Annotated in this window: 16 protein-coding genes; 6 read left to right on the top strand and 10 right to left on the bottom strand. The window is 47.5% G+C overall.

Features of this window, described 5'->3' with window-relative positions:
• Positions 1-1,059 (top strand): T9SS type A sorting domain-containing protein, encoded by a 1,059-nt coding sequence (locus D3H65_RS06910; RefSeq protein ID WP_119049556.1) that lies wholly within the window; start codon positions 1-3, stop codon positions 1,057-1,059.
• A gap of 169 nt (positions 1,060-1,228) precedes the next feature.
• Positions 1,229-1,651, top strand: coding sequence for an rRNA adenine methyltransferase (locus tag D3H65_RS06905; RefSeq protein WP_119054417.1), 423 nt, complete (start codon positions 1,229-1,231; stop codon positions 1,649-1,651).
• A 232-nt stretch (positions 1,652-1,883) separates the two neighbouring features.
• Here the strand turns inward: D3H65_RS06905 and D3H65_RS33155 are convergent, their stop codons facing one another.
• The gene (locus D3H65_RS33155; protein ID WP_211345642.1) at positions 1,884-2,471 is read right to left on the bottom strand and encodes a collagen-like triple helix repeat-containing protein; all 588 of its coding nucleotides are present in this window, start codon (positions 2,469-2,471) and stop codon (positions 1,884-1,886) included.
• 185 nt (positions 2,472-2,656) lie between these two features.
• Here D3H65_RS33155 and D3H65_RS06895 point away from each other — a divergent pair, with 185 nt between their 5' ends.
• Entirely contained in the window at positions 2,657-3,178 is a 522-nt protein-coding gene (locus tag D3H65_RS06895) for a hypothetical protein (RefSeq protein WP_162915458.1), read from the top strand.
• 5 nt (positions 3,179-3,183) lie between these two features.
• On the opposite strand, the gene D3H65_RS06890 is transcribed toward D3H65_RS06895, so the two are convergent.
• Together D3H65_RS06890 and D3H65_RS06885 are read right to left on the bottom strand one after the other, a co-directional pair.
• A complete protein-coding gene (locus D3H65_RS06890) occupies positions 3,184-3,645 on the bottom strand; it encodes a protein-disulfide reductase DsbD domain-containing protein (protein WP_162915457.1) in 462 nt (153 codons plus the stop codon).
• A 102-nt stretch (positions 3,646-3,747) separates the two neighbouring features.
• The gene (locus tag D3H65_RS06885; RefSeq protein WP_119054416.1) at positions 3,748-4,221 is read right to left on the bottom strand and encodes a GNAT family N-acetyltransferase; all 474 of its coding nucleotides are present in this window, start codon (positions 4,219-4,221) and stop codon (positions 3,748-3,750) included.
• 121 nt (positions 4,222-4,342) lie between these two features.
• Here D3H65_RS06885 and D3H65_RS06880 point away from each other — a divergent pair, with 121 nt between their 5' ends.
• Positions 4,343-5,542: a DUF2268 domain-containing putative Zn-dependent protease gene (locus tag D3H65_RS06880; protein WP_162915456.1), complete on the top strand. Its 1,200-nt coding sequence runs from the start codon at positions 4,343-4,345 to the stop codon at positions 5,540-5,542.
• Between the two features lie 74 nt (positions 5,543-5,616).
• Here the strand turns inward: D3H65_RS06880 and D3H65_RS06875 are convergent, their stop codons facing one another.
• The 3 genes from D3H65_RS06875 to D3H65_RS06865 are packed head-to-tail and all read right to left on the bottom strand — an operon-like array spanning position 5,617 to position 8,971.
• A complete protein-coding gene (locus tag D3H65_RS06875) occupies positions 5,617-7,899 on the bottom strand; it encodes a hypothetical protein (RefSeq protein WP_119049552.1) in 2,283 nt (760 codons plus the stop codon).
• Positions 7,900-7,911: 12 nt separating this feature from the next.
• Positions 7,912-8,451, bottom strand: a complete 540-nt coding sequence (locus D3H65_RS06870; protein ID WP_119049551.1) for a hypothetical protein — start codon at positions 8,449-8,451, stop codon at positions 7,912-7,914.
• Between the two features lie 10 nt (positions 8,452-8,461).
• A complete protein-coding gene (locus tag D3H65_RS06865; protein ID WP_119049550.1) occupies positions 8,462-8,971 on the bottom strand; it encodes a papain-like cysteine protease family protein in 510 nt (169 codons plus the stop codon).
• Between the two features lie 540 nt (positions 8,972-9,511).
• Between D3H65_RS06865 and D3H65_RS06860 the strand changes: the two genes are divergently transcribed.
• Together D3H65_RS06860 and D3H65_RS06855 are read left to right on the top strand one after the other, a co-directional pair.
• Positions 9,512-10,774, top strand: a complete 1,263-nt coding sequence (locus tag D3H65_RS06860; RefSeq protein ID WP_119049549.1) for a HEPN domain-containing protein — start codon at positions 9,512-9,514, stop codon at positions 10,772-10,774.
• A gap of 158 nt (positions 10,775-10,932) precedes the next feature.
• Positions 10,933-11,979 (top strand): linear amide C-N hydrolase, encoded by a 1,047-nt coding sequence (locus D3H65_RS06855; RefSeq protein ID WP_119049548.1) that lies wholly within the window; start codon positions 10,933-10,935, stop codon positions 11,977-11,979.
• A gap of 36 nt (positions 11,980-12,015) precedes the next feature.
• Here D3H65_RS06855 and ppsA read toward each other — a convergent pair whose 3' ends face one another.
• The 4 genes from ppsA to D3H65_RS06835 form a co-directional block, all read right to left on the bottom strand.
• Positions 12,016-14,643 carry a phosphoenolpyruvate synthase gene (gene ppsA, locus D3H65_RS06850; RefSeq protein ID WP_245999693.1) on the bottom strand — a complete coding sequence of 876 codons (2,628 nt, stop codon included), beginning with the start codon at positions 14,641-14,643 and terminating at the stop codon, positions 12,016-12,018.
• Positions 14,644-14,914: 271 nt separating this feature from the next.
• Entirely contained in the window at positions 14,915-15,682 is a 768-nt protein-coding gene (locus tag D3H65_RS06845) for a sterol desaturase family protein (RefSeq protein ID WP_211345641.1), read from the bottom strand.
• A 12-nt stretch (positions 15,683-15,694) separates the two neighbouring features.
• Positions 15,695-16,618 carry a S1 family peptidase gene (locus D3H65_RS06840; protein WP_119049547.1) on the bottom strand — a complete coding sequence of 308 codons (924 nt, stop codon included), beginning with the start codon at positions 16,616-16,618 and terminating at the stop codon, positions 15,695-15,697.
• Positions 16,619-16,627: 9 nt separating this feature from the next.
• Positions 16,628-17,485: a TlpA disulfide reductase family protein gene (locus D3H65_RS06835; protein WP_119049546.1), complete on the bottom strand. Its 858-nt coding sequence runs from the start codon at positions 17,483-17,485 to the stop codon at positions 16,628-16,630.
• Positions 17,486-17,487 lie beyond the last annotated feature (2 nt).

The following is a 17,487-nucleotide window of genomic DNA, read 5'->3' as shown; positions in this document are numbered from 1 at the left end:
ATGCGCAATAAATTATTTCTAATAATTATGATCCTGGCGGCGGCTATCAGCCTGCCGGCCCAGACTTACGAAATCAGGGCGGTAAACAAAGGCGGCGGTGTGGTAGGCGTGGAAATGCGGATCACGGCCGGTGCGCCCCCCACTACGGCGGACTATGTAACGGACCTGGTATTTGGTCTGCGGTGGCTGTCCAGTTACAATGTAGACCTGGAGAATACGCTAACCACTACGTATCATGTAGCCAAATCGGGCACACGTAAAACGCAGGGAGCTTATCATTTCCAGGCTTTCTACGCAGACCAAACACCCTATTTGTTTCCGGCTAACTGGACGCTGAACACCTGGGTAGAGATATTGTCGGTACGCAACACGATGACGGGCAGCGGAGTAGGCACTTTTGATGTGGTGGCTACCGGGTTTGATGTGACCACGGAGCCCAATTTTGGGGTGAGCCTGGCAGATTTTGCGCCGGCTGTGATGGCCAGCGCCACGCTGGTGGCCCTGCCGATCAATCTTACGCGATTTGACGCCACGACACGGCAGCGCACGATCGTGCTGCAATGGGCTACTGACCAGGAGATCAATGCAAAGGGATTTGAGGTGGAGCGCGCTGAACAGGGTAACCCTTCGAACTTCAAGCGGCTGGGCGCGGTAGCCAGTAAAGGGCTTGCGGGCGGCGCGTATGAATGGGTGGACCGGGACGTAGTGGGCGGCATTAAATATTATTACCGGCTGAAACAGATCGATCTCGATGAGCGGTTTAAGTATTCTGATACCAAGGTGGCGAGTATCGATGAGCAGGGTAATAACAATATCCAATTATGGCCCAACCCGGTGGAGAAGGAACTGCAGGTAACTTTTGGTGGCAGTGTGGCGGCTAACCAGGTATTGCTAAAAATAACGGATGCGCGGGGGCGCGTGGTGATGCAGAAGGATTATCACCTCAGTACGGGCAGAAAGGCAACCTTAAACGTGGTGACGCTGGTGCAGGGGCAATATTTCCTGTCGGTGGAGGATGGCAAGACGGTATGGGGTGTGAAGACATTTGTAAAGCAGTAGGAAAAGCAGGCTTCGAGCGACGAGCTTCGAGCTGCGAGCAATAGTGTCCGGATGAAAAAAAAGTTGTTACAGCTAACTTAAAAGTTTAACAGGGCTAATCAGGATCGTGGTTTCTTTCAAAAGGCCTTCAACCAATGGTGTTGAGGGCTTTTTTTTTATCTTAGCAGCTATGTTTTTCGATACCAACAACCCCATCGTCAGGAAATGTGCCGACGGCATGATGCTGGAAGGCATTGGACAAGAGGCGGAAGCCCGCCAGGCTTTTAGTGATGCCTGGAATATGGCCACAACAGATACGGAGAAGTGTATTGCCGCGCATTATATTGCCAGGCAACAGCCCACACCAGCAGAAAAGCTGATCTGGGATGAAAGAGCATTGGGTTATGCCCAACAAGTAACGGACGACAATATCAAAGAAGGCTTTCCTTCCTTATACCTCAATATCGCCAAAGGGTATGAAGACCTGAATAACCTGGCTGCGGCGCGGGAAAACTACCGGCTGGCGCAATCCTTTATTCAATACCTGCCTGAGGATGGGTATGGTAAGATGATCAGGGGCGGCATAAGCCAGGGCATTGAGCGGATGGGTTGACGAGGTTGACAAGCTAAAAAAGTTGAAAGGTTAACAGGTTGACAAGCGCGGTGCTAATCTTCCTGTTAACCTTTTTATTTTAGAATTGGTGGCTTTGATGGCCTTTCGGCAAGCTTCTTTAAATCAGTGCTGCGTAGAGGGTTGCCCCTATGGGGCAAATGGAATTGTTTACATTAATCTCTACAAAGCGGTAGCCCCTAACGGGGCATACCCCCCTTTGACAAGTCTACCGTTAATCTTTCAGACCGAGGAATGCCTGTACTGATTTATAATTGTTCCAATCGACACTCCCGGTGGCGGTGCGTGCTTGTGTGCCGCCGGGGATTAGCACGTAACGGTATTGCTGGTATTTTTTGCCTCCACTAAGAATTGTGCCTGCATCAATATTGGAATCAATCTCAATCGCTTTTTCATAGGCGATATAACGAATAATGATGCCACTATTGTCTACATAAGGCAAGGGGGCGATGACAGGATCAGAAGACTCATTGAGGTTTACATATACTTTTACCTCTCCGGTTGCCAGCAGGGTCTTGGACAGTTTGGGGGCATCGATGGTGGCATACCATCCAATGGTATCAATGCCGCCTCCTGCCAGGTGTACGGTATCGGGCTTGTACGGTACATCGAGCCAGGCGGAATAGATGACATTGGCGGTTCCCACGGCGCCGGGGTCACCCTTATCACCTTTGTCGCCTTTGGAACCAGCAGGACCTTGCGCGCCATCTTTACCGGGATCGCCGTCTTTGCCGCAGGAGGCAAGAAATAAGGTAGTTGTTGTCAATAACAGCAGGGGTAAAGAACGTAAAAAAAGTTTCATACAATCAAATTTTGAGGGTTAAGAATAGTGCTTAAGAATAGATGGTGATTATTAAATATGTGTATAAAGGTCATAAGTTGATAACACAAGATAAGGAAATGCGTGTGCCGGTATGGCAACAATTGGAACGGTGCAACGAAATTTAATGCGCAGGGGTCAAGAGGCTGTTACCCAAAACTTTTTACATGAAAACAGTTCAGTCTCTTGTTGTTCTTCTCTTCACTCTGGTAGTTATTTCCTGTAAGAAAGACACGATATCGCATTCGAATGATTTTTCCAACAGTTATCTCGCCTGGAAGGCATTTAAGGACTCCTCGCATAATTCTTATCGCTACAGCGTGATCACCTCATCCTGGACGGGCTTTGGATCGGAAACTATTATTACTGTGCGGAATGGTAAGGTGGTTGGTCGTTCCTTCGTATACAAAAAATCTGAACACAATGGTACGGCCTGGGTGAGCACGGTGCTGGAGGAGTGGACTGAAACGGAGGCCCAACTGGGCACGCACGACCTGATGGCGGCTCCGGTGACACTGGATGTGATCTACGACAAGGCCATGAATGACTGGCTGCAGAAGCGTGATAAAGTATCGATCTACTTTGAGGCCAACAATAACGGAATGATCTCTCTATGCGGTTATGTACCCGATGGATGCCAGGATGATTGCTTACGAGGGATCCATATCGGGTTTATTGAAGGGATCTGATCGTTCTATTTTCCTCCTACGGCGACCTTAAAGTCTACTTTCCTGGGGGGCAGGCATTCATGGTCGTTACAAACCATGAATTCTATAGAGCCTCTTACATCGGTGGCGGCTTTTCCTACAAGGGTGACTGTTTGTACAAAGGATACCTGGTTCTCGTAGTATTTAAGCTCTGCATTGAAATTCCTGTCGAATGACTTACGCAACTTACCTACTTCTTTCAGTTTTCCGCTGGCGGTTACCAATGGATTTTGGGTGAACTTAATAGTAGTGGGTACGGGTCCCTCTCCTGCTTCCTGTGCGTACAGGTGCCAGCCTGATTGAATGGTAGCGGTGATCTGTACCTGCCAGGTTTGCGCGTTGATCTTTTTGGATGAGAAGTTCCAATTTACGGGGCTCAATACCTGGGCGCTGGCCAAAATGGGTAAAGCCAGGAAGCAAATAGCGGTTAACAGTTGTTTTGAACGCATGGGTGCAGGGTTGGTTGAATTCGCAATGATACAGATATTTACCTCTATTTCGAAAGAATTGATCTCTATCAATCGTTAATGCGTCCTTGTGGGCCTGGATTGCTATAATGTTTTTTCCATATAAATAGCGCCCGGCATGGGATTGTAACGGTAAGGATCTATTACCACAAATCCAAATGCGTGGTATAGTTTGATGGCGGACTGCATTTCAGGTACGGTATCGAGCCTGATGGACCTGTAACGGAGTTTTTTTGCTTCGGTAAGGGCGGCTGTCAGCAATCGCTGACCCAGTTGGTGGCCCCTCCAGGCGGGGTTTACATACATTCTTTTCAACTCTGCTACCTGATCTTCCAACTGCCTGACGGCTATACAAGCGATTGGCTTGCCATTATCATACGCCAGTATGAGTGCACCTTCAGGGGCATTGTATTTGGTGGCAATGGTGTCGAGCTCTTTATCAAACTGCTGGAAGCCCAGGTCGAAATGGAGTGATTGGGCATATTGCTGAAACAATGTTTTACCATCTTCAAACTCCTGCCGGCTGGCGGCTTTGATCAATTGAATGCCTGATTCCATAGGCACAAAAATAACTCCTGTTGTGTTTATAAAACAGGTACAATATCGCATTTTATCGTGGGCACAGTTGGTAAGACCTGCTGTTTTGTTTTACTTTCGCTGGGTTAAACTGTATGTTACGATGAAAAAACTGCTGCTGATCTGCTGCCTGTTACAAGTGCAAGTGGTACTTGCACAATCGACCACCTATAATTACAAGGACCTTCTGTATTATCAGCATGCGCTTTACCTGCGTACACCTTCTGTATACCTGAATGCTGCCGGCGCCAGGGCCCAGGCGGGGGATACAGCCGCGGCAATCGGGTTTATCAGGGAGGCGATCGCTTTACACCTGTACGATACGAATGCTGTGTGTACGGACAACAAACTCAAATTCATTACGCAAACAAGGTATTGGGCGCCGCTGCGCAAAAGCATTCTGGCCAATAGAGCTGGGCTGGGAGATCCCAACCAAATGCAGGTAGTGACAAGTGATATTGCTTCTTTCTGGAAGGTCTTTGACCAGGCGCACAAACCGGGCGCGGATAAGCTCATCATGGATGAATATATTATGAAGGGTTCGCAGGGATTGCGCACCTTGTTTGAAGTGCGGATGAAGACGCAGGTGAGCCGTATTGTTGAAACCATAAGAACGCACAAGACGTATTTTGAAAGTATCCGTCCTGTTACTTTGCAATTACACAGGCTGGCGCCCCGTATGATCGAAGCGGCCCGGAAATTGAAAGCCTTATATCCAGCCGCCATCTTTCCACCGACTACTTTTTCAATTGGTGTGTTTGGGGCGCTGGGTACTCCGGACGGTTATTCGGGACAGTTGATCGGGGCGGAATTTCTGTGTGACAGCAATACGGTTAACAAAGCGGCACTAAGCGATAGAGAGCGTATGGGATTAACAGATACCTCTACCCTATTCAGTGTACTTATTCATGAACTGATCCATGTGGAGCAGCAAACGGCAGCCAGCAATACGCTGCTGGCCCAGAGTGTGAATGAAGGCGCTGCCGATCTTATTACCTGGCTGCTACTGGGCTATCACCTCAATAACCAGCAGCATGCTTATGGCAATGCGCATGAAGCGGCGTTGTGGACAAGGTTCAAACAGCAAATGAATGGTGAAGATGTTTCGGAATGGTTGTACAATAGCCGGACTGCGCCACCTGGGATACCTGGTGATCTAGGTTATTATATGGGGTATAAGATATGTGAAGCCTATTATAATAAGGCCAGTGATAAAAAGCAGGCGGTAAAAGATATGCTGACGATCGCGGATTTTGGCCGCTTCCTGGAGCAAAGCGGGTATGGACCTGAGGGAAGGCAATAACATAATGGTTTAATAAAATGATCAACCCGGACAGTCAGCCGGGTTGATCATTTTAATCCTGTATGGTAAGGTCTTTATTTCGACCGGGTCAAATTGAATAAAGGAATATCGACAGCCAGGAAGGCATTGAACGAGGGTTTCAGGCTTATTTTGTCTGCATCTGCTGTTACAGGTGAAACCCACTGGCAACCGATGCCTGCAGATAAAGGAAGGTACCAGGGGAAACCATACACGGCATGGATACCAGGTGAAACAATTCCGGCAAGACTGACATCCTGCTGGTATTTACCCTGGTTGTCGAGTTTATAACGGATGGTTCCTCCAATATCAAATACTCCCAAAAAGGCACTTATGCTGCCCGCTTTGTAAAAGCCGTGACTCATTGAAAAGCCTATGGGCGCAGTGAGTCCATAGCGGTTGGTAAAACCACTTCCGGGTACACCTGAGCGACCGAAGAACCCACCTACATAGGCATTTACGGCGATATTGAAATCCGTTACTTTTTTGATACGGGAGCTGCCAGCAGGTAATGCATATGTTTCCAGCAATTTCTCAACGGCTGCGCTGTTCTCGGCTTTTGAAACAGCCGCGAGGAGGTTGACGTATTTGATCACGGTAGGTAACTTAAACAACAGGTGGTGCTTGTCTTCCAATTGGGCGTCTACCTCTTCTATCTTTTTTTGAATAAGCTGTTTTTCTGCCAGGTATTCCTGGCGCAGGGCTTCGTTTTCCCGGTCTAAGGCGGGGTTGCCAGTGTGGGTGATCGCGTTAATCTTTCCATCAATGGCATTGATCCGTGTGTTAAATGCTGCTTTTTCGCCATCCAGGGATAGTTTAACAGCGCTTGAAAGGGCTTTCGTTTCAGCTTTGTTTTTTTCTACTGTTTCCAGGTAATTGGATAGGATGGTGAGGACGTCGGCCAGCTTTGCGATTCCGAGGTTGTATTCTTCTTCACTAAAATTTTTGACCATTGTAATGACGGCTGTCGTGAATTGCGGGAACCAGGTGGCGATCTCCTGGATCCGGGTATTGACAGCTGGTTTGGCCGGGTCCTTGTAGAGTATTGCCAGATCCAGTAACGCACTCACTAAGTTGGCATAATAGGTAAGTCTTTTCGTGTTGAGCTGGTTCTTGCCAGTCAATTGGGCCGAAGTTTGCTCCCAGGCCTTTACTTCCTTCAATCCATCTTCTGCGGTTTGCATCAAGGCAACAATCTTGTTGACCACATTCAATGCATCCTGAATGGTCGGGGACAGATTCCACCGGTTAAGAAATTGTGCTACTGTTTGGCTGCCGGCATTGGTAACAAAGGTGATCGCTTGTGTTTTTTGCCACAATAATCCCAGGTACACTTTTGACAGCAGGGCTAACATGGCGGGGTCGTCGTGCGTAACTTTTGCTATGTATTGCGGGTGTATATAGTTCAATGGTTTATTGGGCGGGTCATTGAGGGATTGATCGGTGAGGGAGTTTGAAATAACTGCCAATGTCTGTATAACTGCCGCATAGTTATTGGATGCATGCAGGAAATTTTGCTGGCTGAGTACTGAAACGCCTGCAGCAAAAGACTTGTCTCCATTCGCTTCTGCTATTACTGTAGAGGCGCTGAATAATAAGGTGAGGGAAGGCACTTTTTGGTTGAGCAGCTGATACCTTGGAATATCGTACAGGGAACCTATATGCCCGATAAACCCCTCCATATCTTCTTTTATGGCGGCTTTAAATGCCTGGAGCGCCCTGCTGTACTCATAAGCGGGGATGGGCTCAATCAAGGCGCAGGTGTTGGGAAATAATTTGCCAAATTCGGGATACTGGGCCAGGATGGCTTTTAGTCTTTCGAAAACACTGATAGAAATTTCTTCCTGGGCTCTTTTGATCAGGAAGTCGGCGGTTCCATTGACAATATTACCCAGGATATTGGAACCGAGGCCTCCTGAAAGATTGGACACGATAAAGGGTGTTACAGCATTTATGTCGATACCATGTTTGAATGCAACAGGATTGTCGGTGTCAATGGTTTTCAGGAAGGGATTGCCGGCATAGGCAGCCATGATGACTGCGGGGGTACTTCCGACGGGCAAGTTGGCATTCCTGCGCAGGACTTCATAGATCACTGCCTTTGCGCTGTCGATATTGAATTTTGCAGGCAGCGGGGTGAATTCTTTTCCATTGAGTGGGTGGCGGGCTGTAAAGGGAGCGCCTCCATCGGCTGTACCAGGCAAGGGGGTCAGTAATGCATATAAGCCATATTTGGCGTTCATGATGGTCGTGGCATCGTATATGATGGACTGCTGCTGTGCACCCGATGAAAAACAAGAGACGATAAGGTAAAGTAAGATGTAAAATGGGTATCGCATATAGGTGTTTTATTATAATTCTTCGGGTAGAGGTTGAATACTGATAATGTCTTCGATCTCCTGTTTTAATGCTGCCATGGTCAATTCGTCTACCTTAGTTCCGTTGCTGCGATAAAATGAACGGTTTTTGCCTGAGCGGACCAATATCAAAATTGACTGTGCAAACAGGAAGGATAAGACCTCTGCATGATAAGTATTCGGCTTTGCAGCAAACAGGGTCTTGAGGCGATCGAGTGTTCGCACCAACTGATCCAATGGTGGGCCCTGGTAAATATGTGAAAGACGTACTATTTTTCCGGCATAGAGAAAATCCACGGCGGCAATGATCTTCTTTCCTGTACTTATGAAAACGCGGAGGCCTTCGGCTTTGCCGAATGAAAACCGGTTGCCTGTGAGTTTAGGGACCAGTTGAATGGCCATACAGAATGATACCTGGTGTTCTGTGATGGGATCGGGACCGGGTGAAAGAATGCCCTGACGTACAAGGGCGGAAACGCGCCGTGCAATGCGCAGATTCAGTTTGGCCGGTAGTTCAATGGTTTGTAGCGGCATAGCTTACCTTTTAACTTTGATTTTGTTGTTGTGTTAAATAGGTGCGTATCCAGCGGCCACCCATACTGAGGTAATTGGTGCGGAACATTTCGTAGGGAACGGTATTGATGGTGCCGCTGCCAGGATCGGCTACTACCAGGAAAAGGCGGCCTGCGGTGTCTATCCTGATATCGGCGATCACAACGGCGTGACCCAGTGCAGGGAACCTGATCTGGCAACCAATGGGCCTGCCGCCCTGCCTGAACAGATCGGTCAGCTCTTGTGGAGACAATGCGCCATCGACCGGACTGCCTGCCAGGTGACCAACAAGATTGAAAGCAGTACCTATATCGAACATGGTGTTGCAATCGGGATGCGGAAAATTGGTTTGGCATATGGGCCTATTCAATGCGCGGGCAACAAAACTTCCCTGGGTGATGCCGGGATGCGACCTGTATAGGGTACACACATAAACGGTGCAGGCGGCCCAGCACCATTTGGTTCGGTTTTGCCGTTGTATGGGCGGAACGGGTAGTGGCATAGTTTAAGGGTCTTTGATGGGAAGACCTGCTCAAGGTAAGCGAAAAGCGATGGGCGGCGAAGCGTGTAAATACGGATATTGGTTGGGTTTTTCCACGGTGTGAGGCGAATGGGTGCAAGTAATTATATATCGTTGTTCAACTATATGGTCGTCTTACTTCGATTAAAAATGCTTGTCTTTAAGCGGCAGCAAATTTATCGGATATCTAATCGAAGTGTACGTTGTGCAATTCAAATTCTAATCATGAAGATCATTATATGTTCAACTCGGTTTGATTGCCTTGTTGGAGCATTCTTCCCCATAGCCGCATTTCGGGATAGTTGATCTTTCAAGCTGGTTCGTTTGACAAGTGAGCGCTCAGGGCATTCGCTGCATGTTACTTTAACGATGGGGAGGTTTATGATTCAATCTATTTAGTATATTTAATTATAATAATTGAAAGTGGTAAAGAATGTGAAAAAACTTCTTAGGGGTTTTATTCTCAGAATAATCCATAGTGTAAATGTATTCAGAAAATGCCTAGGATTTAATAGCCTATATATGAAGCTTGAGTCTAAATACTTGCAAAAACTTAACGAGTGCAACCCTAATGAATTGCATATTATAATAAGTGATTTTTATAACTGGGCAATACAGTCAGATAAGAAAGAAATCGTTTACGGATCTGGACAGGAATTAGGGAGCAGTCCTGCCTTAAGATTAGTTTATTCAAATGCAGGCAAAGTGCTCAGTTTTGAATACGAGGACTTGGTGATTATGAAAAAAATAATCAATAGTGTTGAAACAAATTTGCTAGCACACGTTTCTAAATTTAGTAGTGAGATTGTATTTACATCTGTGCTTTTAAAGGATAGGTACATAAGATATCGAAACGTTGCTCTTCTAAGGCCAGTTGCTGAAAAAAATGAACTGTGTATTAATCGGAATTGTCCAGCTATATTAGAATTTTCTTATCTCGGTTCTAGCCACGAGCGAGTTGATGGAGACAGAAGAAACAGAAAACTTGCTGAGATTCTATGGTTCATGAACACGGTTTTAATAATTACTATAAAGATTGCGAACACTAGTGGTGGTGAGCACTATGGAACTGTTAGCCGATCACGGCTTGGGGAATTTCATTCACCCAATAATGTGCTTTTCTTTAAAAGATATTCAACTATTTTGCCCGAAAGAATTTTAGATAAATTAGATTATAGAGAGTTAGATCATGATATTATTTTTGAAAAGCTAGCTATTTTCCCAGAAGGGAGTGTGGATAATGCTACTTACTACTCTACAATGATTTACGAGGACTACAGTTTATACACTCCCGAATGTATGCATTTTGCCATGGATAAATTTATTTCTATGGAGAATGAGAATTTGATTAATAGCACTTATTGGTTTAATCAAGCTATTTTGAAAGAAGATGGTGATTTGTACTCCTGCATCATAGCTTTAGCTACCTCCCTGGAATGTCTTATTGACAAAACTTCTGAAAAATGTAAAGAATGTGGCCAAGAGAAATTTAGCATCAAAAAAAAGGTACTAACATTGGTGAAGGATTATTCTGGAGATTTGACTAAAGGGAATGATAGCATAACAAATATGATAGGATACTTTTATGATATTAGGTCAGATATTGTTCACGGGAAAGCATTGCCACTGGTAGGTATACCCAATCAACGCGACTTTGATCCAATTATTAATAGTACTACATTTAGAATCAATCATTTTATATTCATTGTGAGAATCGTTATTCTTAACTTTTGCCTCGATAAACACCTCACAAAAGAGATAAGTCACATGAGGCGATTAGTCTGATGCAAGGGAATATTATACTTTCGGATTAAATTAGCCAAGGATCGAAAGAAATAGTTAAAGTGAAGTTAAATTACAAGACTTCACAACTTCTGTACAATAGGGAGTAAGCCAGAAAAAGGCTGGTTTGGTGACCACCTATTTATCTGGTAAATTGTAGTATGAAGCAAGTTGCCGCTCTCCTCCTGTTGATGATCTTCACAGGAACCTCTTTTGCCTGTTCCACCTTTTTACTGAGTAAAAACGGCCGGCATGTTTTTGGTCGTAATTACGATTGGGTAAGCGGCAATGGTATGATAATGGTCAATGCAAGAGGGGTAAGCAAAAGTTCCTTTGGACAAGATGGCGACAAAGCCCTGGCCTGGGTGGCAGCTTATGGCAGTATTACCTTCAACCAATTTGGCAAGGAGTTTCCCCACGGCGGTATGAATGAAAAGGGGCTGGTGGTTGAACTGATGTGGTTGAATGAAACGGTATACCCGGAGGCGGACAAACGGGCTGCGCTGAATGAATTGCAGTGGATACAATACCAGCTCGACAATTGCTCCACTATCGATGAGGTGATCGCCACGGATAAAAAACTACGTATTGACCGGGCCGATGCGGCACCACTGCACTACCTGGTAGCGGATGCCAGGGGACGTGCTGCAACGATCGAATTCATCATGGGTAAAATGATCGTGCACCAGGGTAAGGACCTCACCTACCCTGTGCTCACGAATACGCGATATGATGAAGCTGTGAAGGAAGTAAAGGATACAAAAAAGCAAGGGAACTTCGATAATTCGGTGGAGCGGTTTGCCACGGCCTGCAGTATGGTCAATCAATACCAGGCTACCAACAGTAACCAGGATCCTATCGATTACGGTTTTACTATCCTCAACAAAATAGCACAACCAGGTTATACGAAATGGAGCATTGTGTACGACATCACCAATCTGCAGGTATATTGTATTACAGATCAGCAACGGCAGCGCAAGCAAATCTCACTCCGGGATATTGATCTTAGTTGTACAGGTACTATGCCTGCGCTGAACCTGGGATCCTCACAAAAAGGGAATGTATCGAAGTTATTTACGCCGCTTTCCTACGAACAGAACAAAACGCTTATCGCCCGTTCGGTCCGGGAAAGCAGCAGCCAGATCAATGTGTCGCAAGCCTCGGTGGACAAAGCAGCGGCTTATTACAAGGAAGTGCATTGTAAGTAACAGACTTTCAGCAATAGTTGTGGGGGGGCATGTTGGTTATAATATTTCTATATACCCGTCTGTTCCGTTGACCCGGATGCGCTGCCCATCTTTGATGAGGCTGGTAGCGTGCTCCACGCCTACTACGGCGGGTAAGCCGTATTCACGGGCGATGACAGCCCCATGGGTCATCAATCCACCTACTTCAGTGACCAGGCCTTTTATGGATACAAACAAAGGTGTCCAGCTAGGATCGGTAAAAGGAGTGACCAATATATCTCCGGGATCCAGGTCGGCCTCTTCCATGTTTAGTATCACGCGGGCGCGTCCTTCTATGGTACCGGAAGAAACTGCCAGGCCTACGATAGCGCCGGCGGGGAGGTCTTCGCGTTTGTACCTGCCTGCAATGATCTCGCCTTCGGAGGTGATCACGCGTGGCGGTGTTAGTTTCTCAAATAATTTGTATTGCTCTTTTCGTTGGTCAATGACCTGGTAGTCTAATTTTTGGGTGTGTATGACCTCGCGCAATTCTTCCAGGAAGAGGTAGTACAGGTCTTCTTTTTCGTGAATAATATTGGCTTGCACGAGTTGTTGAGCCTCCTTTAGCAGGGCCTGCTTATACACAAAGTAGCGTTTGATCATGCTGTATTTGGGATATTCCCGGTAGCCGGCAAAATTCCTGAGGAGTTCGATCTGCTTTTTTGTTTCGGTGGCTTTCTGTTCACCATCCGGTAGTTGCCTGAGACGGTGCAATAACTCCTGTTCTTTTTTCGCGGCCTCCTGCAGACCCTGTTGAAATTTACGCTTGCTGGCGCCTGGTTCAAAGTTTTTGATATTGCTAAGGATCAGGGGAAGCAGGATGGCTGGTTTTTCGCTCCAGCGGGTCTTTGTAATATCGATCTCTCCGGCACAACGCACACCGTAGGTGTTGAGAAAAGTATTGATCGCGTCGCGGGTTTCCTTTCCTCCCCGGAACTTAAGTAACTCTTGCAGGAAGTGTTCTTCTTTTACCTGTTGCAAATAAGCTATTACTTCGGGGTAAGGACGGATCACGTCTGCTACATCCAGCAGGGCCAGCCCCATTTCGGAAGTGATGTTGTTGGGCACGGATTGGGCAAGGGTATCAGCGGGGTTCTTCTCACCCAGCCATTCGTTCATTTTTTCATTGATCCATCCTGCTGCTTCAATTGATGCCATGATGGCTCCCATATTTCCTGGATCAAATAGTTGGGTCTTTGACTCTTGAAGATCTTCCAGGATACCATCAACTGCCTCCAGTCCTGACTTTGCCTGGAGCTTTTGTTTTAATGCCTCGATGGATGCTTCTCTACGATGGATGAGGTCTGCGACTATTGCGGGATCATTCTCTATGGGCGAATAAGGAGGAAGGGCCGCATTGGTCTTGCCAGGAGCAGGTGTTCCGTGATGATCCGGGTTGGATCTTATAAAACCTTCCCGCTCTATGATGGTCAGCAGGGCATCTTTTATAAGCGGATCGGATTTGCCCAGGGTGGTCTCAATGACGGCCTTCCTGCTGGCAGGTGAAGCCAGTAAGGGCGCCACATCAACAAACAACCTGCCGGCAGCAGTATACATGGGGGCACGGGCGGATGAGAGCCAGAAAGACAAGCCCAATGGTTTTAAAGGATCGGTCATCATTTGTTGATGCCCGACAGATACATATACATGGTTTTCCTGGTCATTGGCTGACGGGACGGGGAATAAGGTGGTGATGGGGCGGCTCTGAACGATATAAAATGTATTATCCACCAGGCACCATTCAATATCCTGGGGATGGCCGAAATGGGCTTCGATCTTTCTTCCCAGGCGTTCAAGCTCCAGGGCTTGCACATCGGTGAGCGCCTGGCTGGTTTGCTGTGCGGGGCCCATCTCCTGTTCTTTTGTGCCTCCTTGCGGTGAGGCATAAATAGCCAGTTTTTTGGCGGCTATCTTCTTATCGATCAGCTTACCGTTCCGCACCTTATAGTTATCGGCATTTACCAGGCCGGAGACGAGGGCTTCCCCTAATCCGAAGCTGGCGTCAATGGATGTTATTTTCCGGTTACCGGTGAGGGGGTCGGCGGTGAACATAATACCTGCCGTTTGGGGAAAGACCATTTTTTGGACAACAACTGAGAGGTACACTTTTCGGTGATCAAAGCCATTTTGGATGCGGTAGACCACAGCCCTGTCGGTAAACAGGGAGGCCCAGCATTTGCTGATATGCTGAAGAATAGCTTCCTTTCCGACAATGTTCAGATAAGTGTTCTGCTGGCCTGCAAATGAGGCTGTTGGCAGGTCTTCGGCGGTAGCGCTGGACCGTACGGCATAAGCATCCTGATTACCCAACCTGTTGAGGAAACGGGTGATCTCTTCCCGGATGTCCCGGGGAATAGCAATCGCTTCGATGGCGCTGCGGATCTTACCACTCAAGGCAGCAATCTTCACGGGGTCCTCTGCCATTAGCAGGGATAGCTGATCAAGTAATCCGATGACTTGTGGCGTTTCTCCTATGACCCTTTTAAAAGCTTCTGTTGAAATACAAAATCCATCGGGTACGGGCACTCCTTCCAGGCTGGCAAGCTCGCCGAGGTTGGCGCCTTTACCTCCCACCAGATGAGCAGTAGTCTTGTCAATATCCTGAAAACCCAATATCCATGGATTCATGTTGATACTTTTAACCATAATGTTATTGATTAATACTGTTCAAAGTGGGCCTTGGCTTTCCGCCCGTACCTGATAGATACTGATGGCATTTTCAAGGCTATACAAAGTCAAAAGTATCAGGTATAACATATCCAAATACTGATTTTCAACTATATTTTTTTTCGCAAACAAAGCTGGATGCAGGGATGTTGTTAAAGCAAAAGGGCGAGGTTGGAGAGGGGGAAATAAGGGAGCGTGCCGGAACACGACTCCCTTGGGTAACTAAACGGGGAAAGTTACCGTAGCTTTTTCAGCGCCCAAATCTTCGCTGTTGTATCTTATCATACTCTTTTACATATTCAGGGTTTTCGGTGCCCATCCACCTGTCCCAGATCCGGAAGTACAGCCCATAATTTCCTTTGAACTTTGAATGGTGCAGGTTGTGGTACGTGGAAGTGTTCAATACTTCGAACAGGACTGATCGCCTGAACCCTTCGGGCATGATCTCATAGCCGAGGTGTCCGTATACATTGATCACGAAAGACGTGAGGGCAAAAAGCATGAGGGTGACGGCATGGACCGGCAACACAAACACCAGCACGATCACGACGGCCCCTTCCAGGAACGCTTCGATAAAATGAAAGGAATACGCTGCCCAGGGCGATGGATTGGTGGACTGGTGGTGCACGACATGGGTGATCTTAAATAGCCGCTTGTGGTGTAGTAGGCGGTGCATCCAGTAAAAATAAGTATCGTGTACAACGAGTGAAAGCAACAAGGACACGGGTATCCACCACAACGGGTAATCGTTGATGCCGGCGTAGATGTGGGTGAAAGGCCGTATGCTGCCAGACAAGGCGATGACGACGGCGATCGCTATCAGGATACTGGAAGACACGGAATGGGCGATCTCCCGGATGAAATCCTTCCGGGCAGCGGTGCGCTGCTGGATCTTACTGCGGTGCAGCACGGCAGGCAGCCACTGGTAAACGACCAGGAATACCAGGCCTGCGATCAAAAAATAGCGCAGCAATGTAATGATGAGGATGGTGGCAAAGCCGCCGAGCATAGCTGTCATGGTTAATTGTTTTTATTGCAACAAGCCTGTCAATGCTTTCACTGGTACCGCATCCTTTATCACCATTTGCGGATGTTGGCGTACTCCCTGCGGCAGTTGTTCATTCAGGTAAATGGTACTGGTGGTGGCCACGATGCCCACCAGGTTGCCGTATTGATCGATGAGGGGACCACCGCTGGAGCCGCCGCCGTAATCGGCAGTGACTTCCATCCGGATGGGTGTTTTGCCGCTGGCGCTGTACGTAACACCCAAGGCAGTACTGTCACGAATTAAGTTGCGGGCCACCATTCCTTTGCTGAAATAATAAAATTCCCCGGCAGGGTGCGAGATACAGTATACCGGCGCACCCACCACGGCCGGTTGACCGAGCGGAATGGCATTGAACCCTTGCCCGCCGCCGTTGATGCTGAGCACTGCCAGGTCGTTGTTCTTTGAATACGCCAGCAGACCGTTGATCGCATAGACCTTCCTATCTTCGGTGATCACAAAGTACACCAGCCCATCCGTGGGAGGAGTGCTTTGCAACAGCTCCTGCACCACGTGAAAGTTGGTAACGCAGTGTCCTTCTTTGGTGATGAAAAAACCAGTTCCTTTTACTTCGAAGTTGATGTTGTTGCCTGCGGTACCCTTGCGGAGATTGCCGATGACCACTACTCCACTTTTCCGGTTGGCATACAGGGCTTCGTCGGTAAACGCTTTTTTGGTAGTGCCTTTTTTCTCCAGCGGCAGTCCCACCGGCGCTTCTTCCTGTACCGTCCGGGCGCTCTTTTGCAGGGAAGCGAGTGAGGCGCTCCACAAAGCGGTATCTGCTTTTTGTACGAAGGAGGTCAGGGCGCCACCGAGGGCAGCATTGTAATTGATATAGGCTGGTTCCTGCGCGAAAAGACTACTTTGTGCAATCAGGTACAGGCTTGCCAACAATCCGTATTTTTTCATGAGTGTTGTTTAGTGGTTGGAAAACAGTTCCTCCAATTTTTTATCCAGGTCTTCGCCCCGCAGGTTGACGGCCAGTATTTTCCCGTCGCGATCGAGCAGGTAACTTTGTGGAATGGTTTGTACGTGGTACAACAGGGCCGCCTCATTTTTATCACCTCCTTTCAGGTCATTGACATTCGTCCACTGCATATTGTCTGTCCGGACGGCGTTCAGCCAGTCTGCTCTGCGTGCGGCATCGTCTACCGATATGCTGAATATCTCGAATCCTTTTTGTTTGAACTTTTCGTAAGCTCTTACAAGGTGGGGATTTTCCTGGCGGCAAGGCATGCACCAACTTGCCCAGAAATCCACCAGCACTACTTTCCCACGGAAGGCAGACAGGTTGATCATTTTGCCGCTGGAATCGGGCTGGGCGAACAAAGGGGCCATTTTGCCCGGTTCAAAGTTTTTCATTTCCTCAGCCAGTTTTTGTGCCGCCAGTTTTTGCGCTGCTATGACAGAATCCTTGATGCGGGAGCCGGATATGGTAATGTTTTTCATGGAATCGGCACTGGTAACGGTAATACTTTCATTACCGAGATAAAACTGCGCCATGTCGGCAGTAAGATTACTGATGTTCGTGATACCGACGGATGCCCTGTCTAAAACAAGTGCTGCTACCAGGGTGGAAGGCACCTGGCCTTTAAATTGAAAGGATCCCTGTTCCATGCGGGCCGAATCGAGCACCAGGTTGCCGTCGATCCTGTAAGCGAGGTATACCTTAACAGGATCGTTGTAGTTGCCTACTTTTCCTTTGATCTCGTAGTGCTGCTGCGCTGCCGCACACAAAGGGAATAATGCGAGTAATTGAAAGAATACTTTTTTCATGA

It is taken from the genome of Paraflavitalea soli (assembly GCF_003555545.1).
Taxonomy (GTDB): Bacteria; Bacteroidota; Bacteroidia; order Chitinophagales; family Chitinophagaceae; genus Paraflavitalea; species Paraflavitalea soli.
This window is presented reverse-complemented; position numbering and strand designations above follow the sequence as displayed.

Bases quoted from the DNA above. Each gene is read 5' to 3' on its own strand.
- D3H65_RS06910 (WP_119049556.1), top strand. From the start codon at position 1: ATGCGCAATAAATTATTTCTAATAATTATGATCCTGGCGGCGGCTATC.
- D3H65_RS06905 (WP_119054417.1), top strand. From the start codon at position 1,229: ATGTTTTTCGATACCAACAACCCCATCGTCAGGAAATGTGCCGACGGC.
- D3H65_RS33155 (WP_211345642.1), bottom strand. From the start codon at position 2,471: ATGAAACTTTTTTTACGTTCTTTACCCCTGCTGTTATTGACAACAACT.
- D3H65_RS06895 (WP_162915458.1), top strand. From the start codon at position 2,657: ATGAAAACAGTTCAGTCTCTTGTTGTTCTTCTCTTCACTCTGGTAGTT.
- D3H65_RS06890 (WP_162915457.1), bottom strand. From the start codon at position 3,645: ATGCGTTCAAAACAACTGTTAACCGCTATTTGCTTCCTGGCTTTACCC.
- D3H65_RS06885 (WP_119054416.1), bottom strand. From the start codon at position 4,221: ATGGAATCAGGCATTCAATTGATCAAAGCCGCCAGCCGGCAGGAGTTT.
- D3H65_RS06880 (WP_162915456.1), top strand. From the start codon at position 4,343: ATGAAAAAACTGCTGCTGATCTGCTGCCTGTTACAAGTGCAAGTGGTA.
- D3H65_RS06875 (WP_119049552.1), bottom strand. From the start codon at position 7,899: ATGCGATACCCATTTTACATCTTACTTTACCTTATCGTCTCTTGTTTT.
- D3H65_RS06870 (WP_119049551.1), bottom strand. From the start codon at position 8,451: ATGCCGCTACAAACCATTGAACTACCGGCCAAACTGAATCTGCGCATT.
- D3H65_RS06865 (WP_119049550.1), bottom strand. From the start codon at position 8,971: ATGCCACTACCCGTTCCGCCCATACAACGGCAAAACCGAACCAAATGG.
- D3H65_RS06860 (WP_119049549.1), top strand. From the start codon at position 9,512: ATGAAGCTTGAGTCTAAATACTTGCAAAAACTTAACGAGTGCAACCCT.
- D3H65_RS06855 (WP_119049548.1), top strand. From the start codon at position 10,933: ATGAAGCAAGTTGCCGCTCTCCTCCTGTTGATGATCTTCACAGGAACC.
- ppsA (WP_245999693.1), bottom strand. From the start codon at position 14,643: ATGGTTAAAAGTATCAACATGAATCCATGGATATTGGGTTTTCAGGAT.
- D3H65_RS06845 (WP_211345641.1), bottom strand. From the start codon at position 15,682: ATGACAGCTATGCTCGGCGGCTTTGCCACCATCCTCATCATTACATTG.
- D3H65_RS06840 (WP_119049547.1), bottom strand. From the start codon at position 16,618: ATGAAAAAATACGGATTGTTGGCAAGCCTGTACCTGATTGCACAAAGT.
- D3H65_RS06835 (WP_119049546.1), bottom strand. From the start codon at position 17,485: ATGAAAAAAGTATTCTTTCAATTACTCGCATTATTCCCTTTGTGTGCG.